13 protein-coding genes are annotated in these 13,544 nt (G+C 42.1%); 1 reads left to right on the top strand and 12 read right to left on the bottom strand.

Going from position 1 to position 13,544, the window contains the following annotated elements:
* Positions 1 to 236: 236 nt before the first annotated feature.
* Positions 237 to 2,003: an ATP-binding protein gene (locus ACPUYX_RS06760; RefSeq protein WP_426378971.1), complete on the top strand. Its 1,767-nt coding sequence runs from the start codon at positions 237 to 239 to the stop codon at positions 2,001 to 2,003.
* A gap of 97 nt (positions 2,004 to 2,100) precedes the next feature.
* Here the strand turns inward: ACPUYX_RS06760 and ACPUYX_RS06755 are convergent, their stop codons facing one another.
* The 12 genes from ACPUYX_RS06755 to ACPUYX_RS06700 all read right to left on the bottom strand — a co-directional run bounded on the left by ACPUYX_RS06755 (position 2,101) and on the right by ACPUYX_RS06700 (position 13,358).
* Positions 2,101 to 2,280, bottom strand: coding sequence for a rubredoxin (locus tag ACPUYX_RS06755; protein WP_426378970.1), 180 nt, complete (start codon positions 2,278 to 2,280; stop codon positions 2,101 to 2,103).
* 277 nt (positions 2,281 to 2,557) lie between these two features.
* On the bottom strand, positions 2,558 to 3,298 hold the full coding sequence (locus ACPUYX_RS06750) for an acyl-CoA dehydratase activase (RefSeq protein WP_426378968.1): 741 nt from the start codon (positions 3,296 to 3,298) through the stop codon (positions 2,558 to 2,560).
* Positions 3,295 to 4,563: a double-cubane-cluster-containing anaerobic reductase gene (locus ACPUYX_RS06745; protein ID WP_426378966.1), complete on the bottom strand. Its 1,269-nt coding sequence runs from the start codon at positions 4,561 to 4,563 to the stop codon at positions 3,295 to 3,297. The genes ACPUYX_RS06750 and ACPUYX_RS06745 overlap by 4 nt, the downstream gene beginning before the upstream one ends.
* A gap of 36 nt (positions 4,564 to 4,599) precedes the next feature.
* Positions 4,600 to 4,938: a DsrE family protein gene (locus tag ACPUYX_RS06740; RefSeq protein ID WP_426378965.1), complete on the bottom strand. Its 339-nt coding sequence runs from the start codon at positions 4,936 to 4,938 to the stop codon at positions 4,600 to 4,602.
* A gap of 200 nt (positions 4,939 to 5,138) precedes the next feature.
* The gene (gene radA / locus ACPUYX_RS06735; protein ID WP_426378964.1) at positions 5,139 to 6,551 is read right to left on the bottom strand and encodes a DNA repair protein RadA; all 1,413 of its coding nucleotides are present in this window, start codon (positions 6,549 to 6,551) and stop codon (positions 5,139 to 5,141) included.
* Positions 6,552 to 6,791: 240 nt separating this feature from the next.
* Positions 6,792 to 7,382 carry a DUF6789 family protein gene (locus ACPUYX_RS06730; RefSeq protein ID WP_426378963.1) on the bottom strand — a complete coding sequence of 197 codons (591 nt, stop codon included), beginning with the start codon at positions 7,380 to 7,382 and terminating at the stop codon, positions 6,792 to 6,794.
* Positions 7,383 to 7,618: 236 nt separating this feature from the next.
* Positions 7,619 to 10,060 carry an ATP-dependent Clp protease ATP-binding subunit gene (locus ACPUYX_RS06725; protein ID WP_426378962.1) on the bottom strand — a complete coding sequence of 814 codons (2,442 nt, stop codon included), beginning with the start codon at positions 10,058 to 10,060 and terminating at the stop codon, positions 7,619 to 7,621.
* Between the two features lie 78 nt (positions 10,061 to 10,138).
* A complete protein-coding gene (locus ACPUYX_RS06720; RefSeq protein ID WP_426378961.1) occupies positions 10,139 to 11,179 on the bottom strand; it encodes a protein arginine kinase in 1,041 nt (346 codons plus the stop codon).
* Positions 11,169 to 11,684: a UvrB/UvrC motif-containing protein gene (locus tag ACPUYX_RS06715; protein WP_426378960.1), complete on the bottom strand. Its 516-nt coding sequence runs from the start codon at positions 11,682 to 11,684 to the stop codon at positions 11,169 to 11,171. Before ACPUYX_RS06715 ends, ACPUYX_RS06720 begins: the two co-directional genes overlap by 11 nt.
* A 13-nt stretch (positions 11,685 to 11,697) precedes the next feature.
* Entirely contained in the window at positions 11,698 to 12,168 is a 471-nt protein-coding gene (locus ACPUYX_RS06710) for a CtsR family transcriptional regulator (RefSeq protein WP_088224739.1), read from the bottom strand.
* A gap of 236 nt (positions 12,169 to 12,404) precedes the next feature.
* On the bottom strand, positions 12,405 to 12,707 hold the full coding sequence (locus ACPUYX_RS06705; RefSeq protein WP_426378959.1) for a hypothetical protein: 303 nt from the start codon (positions 12,705 to 12,707) through the stop codon (positions 12,405 to 12,407).
* A gap of 222 nt (positions 12,708 to 12,929) precedes the next feature.
* Positions 12,930 to 13,358, bottom strand: coding sequence for a universal stress protein (locus tag ACPUYX_RS06700; protein ID WP_426378958.1), 429 nt, complete (start codon positions 13,356 to 13,358; stop codon positions 12,930 to 12,932).
* Between the last annotated feature and the right edge of the window lie 186 nt (positions 13,359 to 13,544).

The following is a 13,544-nucleotide window of genomic DNA, read 5'->3' as shown; positions in this document are numbered from 1 at the left end:
TTTAACCATATTGCAAAATACATTTATTGGAACCTATTATATCACATCTATAGATTATAATCAATTCTATAATAGAGCAGCATTGATACTAACGCCAGCCCTGATGGTAATGTATATATTAAATAATTGTTATTAAAAAGGGATTAAGGTTAATTTGTAGAACTACTATTTATTGATTAGTACATATTAGAGTTATAAGGGCATTTGATACGATAGATGCAGAAAAGGAGTTAGCTTTGGATACAAATATTCCAGAGGTTTCCTTAAAGGAGCTTCTTAAGCTGAAAAAAGTCTTCTTAAATTTCAATTATGTCTTTATTATCAATTCCTTAGATGGACGGATTCAATACAGCAATCCAGTTCTGCCAACACTTCTTGGAATTACCCAAAAAACCATAAAAAAACTAACAGCAGTGGAGATCATCCAGCAATTTGTTCATCCTGATGACCAAAATTCTTCAATCCAAGCGATCACAGAAGTGATGAAGGGAAATCGAATTCATGGCTTAACGAATCGCTACTGTCTTTCCAATGGCACCTATCAGCAATTTTCCTGGATGCTGATCCCCATTCCTACGGAGGGAGTTTTTTATGCGATTGCTTGCCCGACTGCTGACGGTACCATCCCTAACAATAAGGCTGCTGATCAACCGGATATCAGAATCCACAGCATCTTTCACAATATATCCGATTACTTTTATGTTCTGGATAATTCCTGGAAATTCGTTTATGTCAATGGGTCCGCCGCCCAGCTTTTCTTATCTTCAAAAAAGGAAAAAATTCTCGGGAAATACTACTGGGATATATTCCCTGAATCAGACGATCTGTATTTCCTCAAATTTACAGAAGCTAAACTTACCCAAAAACATATTTATTTTGAGGCTTTCTCAGTACTTTCCTGCGGCTGGGTTAGAGTAAACGTTTACCCTTCTCCGGAAGGTCTCTCTGTTTATTTTCGGGATATTTCCGATCAGAAGTGCTTGGAGAAATCCCTGGCAGATGAGCAAAAACGTCTTCATGCTATTTTAGATGGACTCCCCGGTTTAGTTTATCTGCGTACCTCTGAGGGAAACGTTGTTTTTGCTAATCATAAGTTTAAGGAGATTCAGGGCGAACCTGCTAATAAGAAATGTTTCGAACTCCTTTTTAACAGAAATCGTCCTTGCAAGGACTGTAATATGGAATCTAAAACCCAAACCTACGGGCCCCTGCAATGGCAGTGCATTATTAAAGATGTTATTTATGAAGTATATCAGCATCCGTTTGAAGATATTGACGGAACCCAACTATTTCTAATGCAACTCCTGGATATTACCAAACGCAAGCTTGCCGAAGAAGAAATAGGCCGTTTAGATCGATTGAATCTCGTTGGTGAGCTGGCAACAAGTATTGCCCATGAAGTAAGGAATCCCATGACAACAGTTCGCGGCTTTTTACAGCTCTTAAAGAGTAAAAACATTTCTCAGGAAAACGCAGAATATTTCGATCTTATGATCAGCGAGTTAGATCGGGCTAACGGCATTCTTAATGAATTTTTATCTGTTGCTAAAACAAACGCCAAATTGCGGACACCAGTTAAACTCAACAACTTAATGGATTCTTTATACCCTCTAATTATGTCTGATGCAACCAACCAAGATAAACATGTCGTCCTTGAGGCAGAGAATGTCCCTGAACTAATGTTAGATGAACGCGAAATGAGACAGCTAGTCCTTAATCTCACAAGAAACGGCCTCGAAGCAATGAGCCCAAAGGGAACTTTAACAATAAGGACCTATCAAACCAAAGATAGTATTGTACTGGAGGTAAAAGACCAAGGATCTGGCATCAGTCAGGAAATTCTGGAACGTTTGGGCACTCCTTTTCAAACAACGAAAAAAGGCGGAACAGGGATCGGCCTGTCTACCTGTTTTAATATTGCCGAAAGACATAATGCTAAAATTGAGGTGATAACTTCTCCTTCCGGCACAAAATTTATTGTGCGTTTTAAGTCCCGGCCTTAAGGAAATACCCTCTTAGTAAAAATCTCTACCAACACTCCAGCCCCAAGAAGAATGATTATAAAACCTTTAGATCTTTCTTGATGCTCTAACCTTAAACTTATACGGGTTTGAATGCTTTCTTACTGGCTCCGCATAATGGGCATCTCCATGTATCCGGCAGTTCCTCAAAGGGCACACCCACAGTTACTTTACTTTTTTTACAACCCCTGTCAGGATTATAGATATACCCACAACTTTGCATTTGACATTGCCATAGTTTACTCTCTTCGCTCTTCATTTCAACTCTCCCTTCCTGTTTAATTTTATTACTAAATAATAATAATTAAAATATAATAGATAAACCTTATGCGTATTATTTAAATCTTACGCATAAGGTTTTTACTGATTGTCTCCAGAGACTAAAAGGGCTGTTGCAGATTAAATCTGCAACAGCCCCTATTACTATAATCAATCTTATAAGTTATAGTCTTTAAATTACCAGTTCAAGGGGGTAAACCATTTTTTCGCCGTTAGTTAGAGCCTTAAGCCTTACCCTTACTTATGCCCGCAAAGCACTAGGCAAGCAATGCTGCACCTAAAGCAGCGGTCAGTTCAGGTTCTGGAGGAATCACAAGGTTTACCTTTAGTTCCTTTTCAAGAAAGCGGACCAGGAGATCGTAGTGAGCACCTCCTCCAGTGAAAATCAATGTTTCCGGATGCCCCACGGACTCGACAAAATTGGCCAGACGCTTGGCGGTACTTTTAAAAAGACCTGCAATAACTTCAGGTTTAGGAATCCCTTTCGCCAGCATTGTGATCACTTCCGACTCTGCAAACACCGTACACATGGAATTAATAGGCATTGGGCTGGCTTCAGCTGCCGAACTGAATTCCTCCGCTGTCAGGTTTAATCCTTTGAGGATGACATCTAAAAAACGCCCGGTACCTGCGGCACACTTGTCATTCATGATAAACTGAACAACTTTGCCATTTCCATTTTTTCTGATGACTTTGGCATCCTGTCCTCCTAGGTCAAGCATATACTCCTTATCTGAAAAATAATGATGACACCCTCTGGCCTGACAAGAAATCTCGGTAATTACCCGTCCTTCAGGAAAGTTTACTCTTCCATATCCTGTAACCACGAGTTTCTCGGGTTTTTTTCCCTCTTTAGCGACATAGGTTTTAAGTAAAGCAATGCCGGCCTGTACCGAGTCAAACCGAGAAGGAATGATCTGTTGATAAACCCGTTTTCCATCTTCCAGAACCACTAACTTTGTATTCACTGAGCCGAGATCTAAGCCGGCTTGCTTCATGCACGAATCATCTCTAATAAAGCTTCAATCCGAGTTAAAAGCTGACCTTGATCTTCTTCAGAAAAGTCGCTTTCCAGCCGCAGATATGGAATTTGTTTTTTCTCCATTTCTTTGCCCACAAAATAACTTTCCACACCATAGGGCTGACAGAATTGAAGCGAGAAATCGATTACAGCATCCGCTTTTAAGTTCTCAGCCATGTACGCAATATCTTCCAATCGTCCCTGATTTGGAGTAAAGCAAGCGCAATTCACTTTTAAAGGCCGTTTAGCAATATTAGCAAGCATATTTTCGACATCATCAGCAGGTTCAGTAACATCCTTATAATAACGTTCTCCGGTGCAGGTTTCCTCCCCAACTACAACAGCCCCCGCCTGTTCAATTAAAGCGTGAAGCTTCCATGCCGGTAAAGGCTGGGGAGTCCCCGTTACTAAGATCCTTGGGGCATTGGCCGGTGCTACCCCAATACCTTCTTTGACTCGCTGATCAAGTTCATCGCACAAGACATTCACTTGGGCAGCAAAACGAACAGGATCATCAAAGAAAGAGAGCTGATTAATTAAGAGGACATCCAAACCGTGAATCGGTGCCGGAGTATGTTTTCTTAAGTCAGCTAATCTTTGTAGGGCAAGGCGTTTATTGTTAATCGTTTCAATCCCCTGAGCAAGATTCTCAGCAGTTAATTTTACCTTTGTTTCGCGTTCAATAAATGAGGCGAATTCCTGCACTTCTTCTTCCCAAAGGGAAACATCCTTGGTTTCCTTTTTTTGCGGCAGTTCCATAACGTATGTAGGAATATACTTGTTGAGAATTTCCCAGGCCTTCTTCTTTCCATCACAGGTAGTTTCCCCAATGACCCAATCAGAAACTTGGAAATAGGGGCATATGCGGTCTAATTTGAAACCCATTGTCGATTTAATCAAAGGGCAAAGATTGCGGGGCAGAACCTTTTCCCCCGAAGAAACAGTAAACTGGGCCCCGGCACACAGGCCAATGCTGGCACTCCCCGTCGCCACGATAATTTCCTCCGGAACATATACGCAAAAGGTTGAGAACACTTTTTTGCCGGCCTGTTTCATGGCATAGAGTTCATGAACACGAATTCCATGAACATCTCCAACCACTGCATCAAAATATCCCATTCCTTTGGGGCGATTAGGCCGATCTAAAAATAAGCTCGTGAAAATTGCGGGTACCGGAGCCAAAAAATCATCATGTTTCTCTAAATCCATACCCAGTGCTGTCCATAATTCCCGGTTCTCCATTAGTCTTTTCCCCTCCTCAATCTCTCTAAACCAAATCTAGATATGTATCACTTTAGCACTTTGATGCATGACAGCTATGATCTCCGGCATAGTCGATACTTTGCCGACTTTGATTTTATCCTTAATGCCGTAATAATCCAGACAAGTCACACAAGCCAAGAGAGTAACACCCCAGTCCTTTTCTAAAATCTCCAGAGCATCAAAGGCCGAGAATTCCGGCAGTAACAAGTTCACTCCCTTTTCCAGAAATACAATATGGGAAGGTTTTTCTGCAGCTTCCGAGAGCTTTAAAAAGAAACTGTGCATCAGACGTTTACCCAATTCCGGGTCTTGATGACCGATGGTATCTGAGCTGACAAAATAGGTAAAAGACATTGAAACTCCCCTCCGTCATAACTTTCTACTTATTATATATTATCATTAAATGTCTATGACTAGAAGGATAATTTTAAGATTTTCCAGTGCATAAAAAAAAAGCCGGAACGCATTGTGTTTCCGACTTATCGTTAAAAGCCCCATAAAGGTTTCTGAAACCATAATTTTAGTCTGGTTACCAGAGGATGCTAAACACTCTATCAAGTAATCTCTGGCGTACAAGGTTCAATTCTGCCTCCAGTCCTCATCCCTAAATGTTCTATGACATCATATAACGTGTTAAGCTCAATTATATCAAGATTCTTAAAGCGAGAAGAATCACGTACGGTATTTCTCGCCACGTAGACACGTCGGAATCCCATTCGGTCAATTTCTCGTATCCTCGCTTCAATAGCCGGAACTTTCTTCAGTTCTCCAGTCAACCCTACATCAGCTACGAACACGGTATCATTGGGAATTGTTTTATCCAAGACCGAAGAAACCATGCATATAATAATTGCTAAATTAACCGCCTGTTCTTTGAGTTGAAGACCTCCTGTTGTTTTTATCACAACACTTTTATCGTAAAGGCTAATCTTACCACGCTGTTCAAGAATAGAAACAAGAGTATTTAGTTGGTCCCGCCTTAAACATTCGGCAATTCTGGAAGGATAGGGTGTAAAGGATTTTGAAACAAGGCTTTCAACTTCCACGATAATCGGACGTGTCCCTTCTTTTATAACGGCTAAAGCACTTCCTGATATGGTTTGGCCTTCTTCCCTCTGGGTCATGAAGAATTCCGAAGGGTTGTCGATGGATAACATTCCCTTTTCTGTCATGGAGAAAAAGCCAATCTCTCCTGTGCTTCCAAACCTGTTTTTCGAACACCAGGCTCCCCGTAATTCTTCCCCATTTTCCCCATTCAAGATCAACACAGCATCAACTAAGTGCTCTAACGCTCTTAACCCGGCAATTTCATCGTCCTTTGTCATCTGACCAACCATAATTACTGCTCTGGGGCGTTCATCGTTTTTGGCAACTTTTAAAAGTTCATTGGCGCAGCCCATAGTCTGAATGGGAGAACCTGGACGTGAATGGTGTTCTTCCAGGGTAAAGGTTTGAATACTATCGATAATAACCAAATCCGGATCCAATTCATTGACTGCCAGAAGTACATGATCCATACTTGTATCAGAGTATATCCAAATATTGCTATTAATTCCCTTTAAGATTCGATCTGCTCTATTTTTTATTTGTGTATCGCTTTCTTCTGCAGATGCATATAGCACCTTGTATCCTTGAGATGCCACATCGTCAGCTACTTGTAACAACAAAGTTGACTTTCCGGCTCCCGGTCTTGCTGTGAGTATAATAATCGAGTCTTTAACGATTCCACCGCCTAGAACCCGGTTAAATTCAAGAATACTCGTAACAATTCTGTCACTATTAGCGGATGAAACTTCCGATAACCTCTTGACAGAACTCGTCTGTTTCGCTGTCGAAACCAGAGTTGAGATTGGCTGATTAATAAGTTCTTCAAAGGTGTTCCATTCTTCACAGTTTGGACATTTCCCCATCCATTTCGGGCTTTCACTGCCACAGTTTGAACAACGATAAATGATCTTAACTTTCATAAAAAACCCCATTTCATATCCCTTCGGATGCTCACGAGTACCTCAAACGTATCACTGTTTCCTATACAATATATGGATTCCGTCTCTCACTTTTGGATCTTACTCTTATTATAATGCTTTATGAGAAGGAGAAGTATAGTATCAGCTCAGAAATGCAAGTGAATCAAAAAACCGGGTAAGATCTGTTGGCACATGACAGGTCTTATCCGGGGTTATTTCTACAATCGTTTTTAAAGTTAATCAATGTAAATAGGTCTGTTTTTGATCCGTACTCATACCATTTTCGATCAAATACTGGTAATCACCTTTCGAGTCAAACGTTGTTGGATTTATACGATCACGTTTTTCAAAAACATTCGAATCAGCCATCATTAACATAGCCTTTGCCGAAGTTATTCCATAAACCAAATTATTGAACATCGCCGAATACTGAGATTTTGTTAGATGGGTCTTTTTATATAAGCCTACTTTTTGACCACCCGTATATAAAACACCCCAGGTTATGATAGATGATACTAGCCCTTTGGCCACATAATGGTCCTTACCTGTCTTCTTTAAAATGTACATTAATGGAAGGCCAAAAATCGAACCCGTTGCCAAATGTAAAACCTGGCCTAGAATGAAATTCTTTTTTTGCTTCGTTCTCATTGGGCTCACAAACATCTGACCTGCCATTGTTGCATAACGGCCTTCCGTTTTCCCAGCTCGATAGATTACTTCATTGGATATATCCATAAAGATAGTTCCAACCAGACCTCCCAATAATCCTGTCAAAATGGAGTCTTGAGTTTTACCCATTTTATTGAATAAACTTATTGCTCTCATGATCATTGAAAACACCTCCTTATTAATTTTTAGTATGTTCACTTTCTAAATAATCATTTAGCAATAATCTGGTTTATTTAGTTGCTATTTTACAGTTTTTTTTATTTTGAACATTAACAATCGCTGAAGGGCCCTTCATTAGCACATATCACAAACACAACCTACTCTATTAGTTGTTTCCGGCTGAAGTTTAAAAAAACGGGGTTGTAATCAAAGTTACAACCCCGTTTCTCATAAATCAATTAGCATTGCGAGAAGACTATTTTATCCTCATCTGCTCGTACACAAATTTTGTCTCCAACTTTAAACTCGCCTTGAAGGATCTTTTCAGACAATGTGTCCTCAATTAATCGCTGTATTGCCCTGCGTAAGGGTCGTGCTCCAAAGGTCGGATCATCGCCTTCTTTGGCAATAAGTTCAATGGCACTTGGATCGATCTGAAGTTCCAGGCCATACTCCTTCAGGCGTTTATTCATCTGCAGAGCGAGTATTTCCGTAATTTTCGCCAGATGCTCTTTCTTCAGAGAATGGAAAACCACCAGTTCATCGATACGATTCAGGAACTCAGGACGGAACGTACGTTTTAATTCTTCCATGACCTGACCGCGCATATTTTTGTATTCTGTTTTCTCATCTTTCTGAGCAGCAAAGCCCATGGCTTCCTTACGCAAGAAGGATGAACCAACATTGGAGGTCATGATAATAACTGTATTGCGGAAATCAACAGTCCTGCCTTTCGTATCCGTCAAACGCCCATCCTCGAGAACTTGAAGCAAAATATTGAACACCTCAGGATGCGCCTTTTCAATTTCATCTAACAAGACAACGCTGTAAGGCTTTCTTCTAACCGCTTCGGTGAGTTGTCCGCCTTCGTCATGTCCCACATAACCGGGAGGAGCTCCCACTAAACGGGAGACAGCGTGTTTCTCCATATATTCCGACATGTCAATGCGAATTAACGCTTTTTCGTCCCCGAACATAGCTTCCGCCAGGGAACGACCAAGTTCTGTTTTTCCGACGCCTGTGGGGCCAAGGAAAATAAAGGAACCGATTGGCCGTTTAGGGTCCTTTAAGCCTGCCCGTGCCCGTCGAACTGCCCGTGCGACAGCGGTCACTGCATCGTCTTGTCCTATAACCCTCTGGTGAAGAATTTCCTCGAGATTCAGAAGCCGTTCACTTTCCGCTTGAGCCAACTTTTTGACAGGGATTCCGGTCCAGCTGGCTACAATCTGCGCAATATCATCCTCTGTTACCGTAGAGTTTTCTTTCTGCCGCTTGCTTTCCCATTCTTCCCGTTGTATGGCAAGCTCTTCCTTTAGTTTGTGTTCCTGGTCTCTTAATTGAGCAGCCTTTTCAAATTCCTGACCTGTAACAGCAGCCTCTTTTTCCTTCTTCAGTCGTTCAATTTCCCCTTCAAGGGTTTTTAAATCAGGGGGTGCAATATAACTGGTAAGCCGAACTCTTGACGCAGCCTCATCCATTAAGTCAATAGCCTTATCCGGCAGGAAACGATCTGATACGTAGCGATCAGACAGCCGTACTGAGCTTTCAATGGCTTCATCGGTAATTTTAACCCTATGGTGGGCTTCATAACGATCTCGTAAGCCGCGCAGAATCAAGATTGCTTCCTCCACCGTCGGCTCGCTGACCGTGATAGGTTGGAAACGGCGTTCCAGGGCTGAGTCTTTCTCAATATATTTACGATACTCTTCTAAAGTCGTAGCACCTATACACTGCAATTCTCCGCGAGCTAAAGCAGGTTTTAAAATATTAGCTGCATCAATGGCCCCCTCAGCTGCACCAGCTCCAATAAGAGTATGCAATTCGTCAATAAAGAGAATGATATTCCCGTCTGCCCGGATTTCATCCATCACTTTTTTCAAACGTTCTTCAAACTCGCCCCTATACTTGCTGCCTGCAACCATAGCCGAAAGATCCAATGTTATTACCCGCTTATTGCTGAGGATCTCCGGTACTCGATTGTTGATAATTCCCTGAGCTAAACCTTCAGCAATTGCCGTCTTTCCTACCCCCGGCTCGCCAATTAAAGCCGGATTATTTTTTGTTCGGCGGCTTAAGACTTGAATTACTCGTTCTATTTCTTGCTCTCGGCCAATAACGGGATCCAGTCTGCCTTCGCGGGCTTGCTGCGTGAGATCCCGTCCAAATTCATTTAAGGAAGGGGTATTGGCTGGCCCGGCGTTTTTGCCGACTGGAACCGAGTTGGAAGACGGAACAGCAGATTCATCTAATTCTCCGCCCAACAACTTAACCACTTGCTTCCAAACTCTTTCCGGATTGACGTTTAGATTAGCCAAGATTCGGGCGGCAATTCCCTCTCCTTCCATGATAAGACCTAAAAGAAGGTGTTCTGTACCAATATAATTGACGTCCTGGCGATGGGCTTCCTCATTGGCTAACTCTAAGACCTTTTTTACACGCGGTGTCAGTTCTACAGCTCCCATATTGGGTTGGCCTACACCTGTGATTTCTTCAACCACAGTCCGAACCTTTTCAAGATCCAGGCCCAAATTTTTCAAGGCTTGGGCAGCAATTCCCTCCCCTTCTTGAATAAGCCCCAGCAAAATGTGCTCAGTACCTACAACCTTGTGTCCCATGCGTTTGGCTTCGCTCTGAGCTATCATTAAAACCTTTTCTGCGCGTTCTGTATAGCGTCCTTTCATTGCGTTCATCCTTTCATTAACAATAAAATAGAAATTCTAGTTTTTTGTAGTTTTTCTCGCTGCATGTTCATGCCTGGATCATGTTGTCTGTTCGCGAATCAAACAGGCTCTTTCGCCATCTCGCTGACTGGGATCCAATTCCCGATCAAGAATGTATTGCAAACATCCCGGACGGGTATTGACAAGCAACGTTGCAAAACTCTCTTTGTTCTTAGGCAATATTCCCATATCTGTTCCCAAACGATCTTGGGATAATAGCTGCATTGCATCCTCAGAAGTAAGCAGACGGGCATTTTTCAGGATTCCCCGGGCCCGCCAAACTTTATCCTCTAAGAATAAGGGCATCTGTCTGCGAAGATATTCACGGGCCTGAAGTTCATGTTCCAAAATTTGTCCAGTCACTGCTTCTAAATGAGTGAGAATATCTTCTTCGCTTTTTCCCAGGGTAATCTGATTAGAGACTTGGAACATCTGCCCATAGGCTTGAGATCCTTCCCCATACAATCCTCGGATAGCTAATCCTAAATTCGTCAAAGCCCCTAGAACCTGCTGTACCTGTTTAGTCATCACTAAACCGGGCAAATGGACCATAACCGAAGCTCTTAGACCCGTTCCCACATTGGTCGGACAGGCCGTAAGGTATCCCTGGTTTTCCCGATAAGCAAAATCGAGTTTTTCCTCCAGAGCATCATCTAAGGTCATTGCTAAACGATTACACTCCAGCAATTGTCTTCCCGGGAGCAGAACTTGAATTCTTAAATGGTCTTCTTCATTGACCATAACGGCATATTTATGATCCTTGGCAAGAGCTACCCCGCTTGATCCGGAAGATCCTCCCAAACTTGGACTGATTAAATGCTTTTCAATCAGCACTTGATGCTCAATACTGGTCAGATTCGTCAGAGACATATATTGTAAAGGGTCCTGATCCGCCTGAATCGTTGTAAGAGCTTGAGCTAGAATCTGTTCGACCTGACTTGCCCCTTCAATATTTAAAACGTGAGGGAAAGGATAGTTCTCAAGGTTACGGGCCAGCCGTACACGGCTGCTAATCACGACAGGGGAATCCGATTCAGCCATCCAGGCACTAGTTTGTAAAAGAAGTTCTTTACGTGTCATGGTTTTCCCCTCCCATGCGCTGTTCGATCTCGCGAATTTGATCCCGGACCAGGGCTGCCTCTTCGAAATTTTCTTGCTGAATTAATAGTTGGAGCTTTTCTTTAAGCTTTCGCTCTTCCAAACGGTTTTTAATAGCACTTCCTCGTCTGACAGGAACCTTACCTACATTTTGCCCTCCGCCATGTATCCTGCGAAGCAATGGTTCAAGCTGTGTTTCGAAGGTTTCGTAACAAGTGCTGCAGCCAAGCTTACCGGCCTGAGTTATTCTGGAGAAAGATATGCCGCACTTCGGGCAGACCTTCTCAGATGGTTGTTCCGGCAATTTGGGATTTAAACCAAACAAAGCTTGAAGAAACTCCGGGACAATAACAGGATGAAAAATAAAACTGACTTCCTTAGTTTGTTTTGCACAAACTTCACAAAGATAAACTTCGCGGGTCTCCCCATTTTCTGTCTTCATTATCTGTACTTTAGCTTCTCTTTGCTGACACTGTTGACAAAGCATATCAAATCCCCCCTTAAAGCAAATCATCCCTGCTCAACGTGGTTAAAATACTCTTCATTAATTGAGCACGAAGTACATTCCAATCGGTAAATTCGCCGCTCAAAGCGCCCCCTGAGAGAATCCCTTTAATTAGAGCCGCTTCGCGAACCGTCACCAGCTGTTCATCAAGCAATCGCTCGACCAGCCCATTGCAGCGCACCCGTGTAAGCTGCTCACCTATTAATTGACGCATGATCTGTTGATATTGACCTTCCATGCCTAATCCCAAACGGACAATACGCAAGTATCCTCCGCCCCCTCGGCGGCTTTCCACTAAATAACCCCGTTCAACGGTAAACCGAGTATCCAATACATAGTTAATCTGAGATGGAACGCAGTCAAATTCTCCCGCCAGCTCGCTACGTTGTAATATAATATAACCATCTGGCGTTTGTTCCAGAATTCTTTTAAGATATTCTTCAATGCGGTCCGCAAGATTTCCCATATTTGATGTACTCCTTGTCAAATATTCTTTGCCTAAGCCTGCCCCACAAACATTGACCTTCTCTGACCTTCTAACTATATGATACCCATTTTCCTCAAAATTTGCAAAGGATTTTTCTAAAAAACTTTAAACTCTTAAAAATTTAAAGCTTAATGGTAAACTTATTAGTTTAATGTTATGCAAAATAATTAAAGACCGTCAATAGACAGTCTTTAGATAAGCTTCATTGTTTACAATTATTTCGAAAACAAGACAAAATAAAACCAAGATGACAACGTTAACAAGCCAATACTGCCAAGCAGCCAAACAACAGGCTGACCTTCTAAGGCCTTATTGTCATCGGTGTTATAAATAACTTTTGGTTCCAGAAATTGAGCCGGTTCTTCAGGAACAGGTCTTGGCTCCCAAGCTGGTTCTTCTGACCTTCGCATTCCAATCCGAGACGTCGACGTGCGTGATGCAATATCCGCCCAATGTAAGGAGCCATGCAACATCCTTTGGAGTTCTTCTTGACTCAGCCAAATATTATGCTCTTTCATGAACGTAAAGCGATAAACCCTTTCTTACAAAAGGACCCCGCTTGGCACCTCCAAATCGTTAGTTAGTTGCCCAAGAACTGTGTAATTACTTCTCCAATTCTGCTATTCGCTCTTAGACTAAAAATCCCTGCCATGAATGCAGGGATTTTGTCTTTCTTGCTCGCTATAAATCATGGAATTGCAGCACAATTTGCACCAAAGGTTCACAATACTTCCTAAATTCTACTTAATGATCAGAACTGGACATCCAGCTCTTTGGAGCACCCGTTGACTAACACTTCCTAATACTGACCCAGTGATCGCCCCATAACCATGACTCCCCATGATTATCAAATCGATTTGTTCGTTTTTAATCTCATCGAGAATCACCGTTACGGGGTGACCTGATTTCAGCGTCTTCTTGATTACAACATTTAAAGTATCGATACCCGTCAGAGTTGCTTCGAGAGCCAAGTCTCCACTTTTGTCCAATTGATCCTGAGTTACCGTAATACCATATGAAATCGTATACCCCCAAAAAGCCTGGGGGGTAAAATTAACATGTAGAAGTTCGATCTCAGCCTGAACAGTTTGAGCTAAGTCTATGGCAGCCTTCAGAGCACGCCGCGAAAATTCAGAGGCATCCGTAGGGACGAGAATTTTTTTAAACAATCCTATCACTCCCTTACATAAAATGGACATCTTTCCTTTATTATATCCTATTCTCAATATTTCCAATACGATAATATAATTTCTGATAGTTAAGGGAGGATAGCCTACTCGAGAGTTCCGAGTAAAGGGTTTTTTATTCGTTTGTCGAAGTATTTACCTACTAGCTCTTAGAAGGTGGTTTTTCAT

The sequence above is a fragment of the Desulfosporosinus sp. SYSU MS00001 genome (assembly GCF_049943955.1).
Taxonomy (GTDB): domain Bacteria; phylum Bacillota; class Desulfitobacteriia; order Desulfitobacteriales; family Desulfitobacteriaceae; genus Desulfosporosinus.
This window is presented reverse-complemented; position numbering and strand designations above follow the sequence as displayed.

What these genes read in the sequence shown, in the direction of transcription:
- ACPUYX_RS06755 (WP_426378970.1), bottom strand. Translation starts at nt 2,280, where the DNA reads ATGAAGAGCGAAGAGAGTAAACTATGGCAATGTCAAATGCAAAGTTGT.
- ACPUYX_RS06750 (WP_426378968.1), bottom strand. Translation starts at nt 3,298, where the DNA reads ATGAAGCAAGCCGGCTTAGATCTCGGCTCAGTGAATACAAAGTTAGTG.
- ACPUYX_RS06745 (WP_426378966.1), bottom strand. Translation starts at nt 4,563, where the DNA reads ATGGAGAACCGGGAATTATGGACAGCACTGGGTATGGATTTAGAGAAA.
- ACPUYX_RS06740 (WP_426378965.1), bottom strand. Translation starts at nt 4,938, where the DNA reads ATGTCTTTTACCTATTTTGTCAGCTCAGATACCATCGGTCATCAAGAC.
- radA (WP_426378964.1), bottom strand. Translation starts at nt 6,551, where the DNA reads ATGAAAGTTAAGATCATTTATCGTTGTTCAAACTGTGGCAGTGAAAGC.
- ACPUYX_RS06730 (WP_426378963.1), bottom strand. Translation starts at nt 7,382, where the DNA reads ATGATCATGAGAGCAATAAGTTTATTCAATAAAATGGGTAAAACTCAA.
- ACPUYX_RS06725 (WP_426378962.1), bottom strand. Translation starts at nt 10,060, where the DNA reads ATGAAAGGACGCTATACAGAACGCGCAGAAAAGGTTTTAATGATAGCT.
- ACPUYX_RS06720 (WP_426378961.1), bottom strand. Translation starts at nt 11,179, where the DNA reads ATGACACGTAAAGAACTTCTTTTACAAACTAGTGCCTGGATGGCTGAA.
- ACPUYX_RS06715 (WP_426378960.1), bottom strand. Translation starts at nt 11,684, where the DNA reads ATGCTTTGTCAACAGTGTCAGCAAAGAGAAGCTAAAGTACAGATAATG.
- ACPUYX_RS06710 (WP_088224739.1), bottom strand. Translation starts at nt 12,168, where the DNA reads ATGGGAAATCTTGCGGACCGCATTGAAGAATATCTTAAAAGAATTCTG.
- ACPUYX_RS06705 (WP_426378959.1), bottom strand. Translation starts at nt 12,707, where the DNA reads ATGAAAGAGCATAATATTTGGCTGAGTCAAGAAGAACTCCAAAGGATG.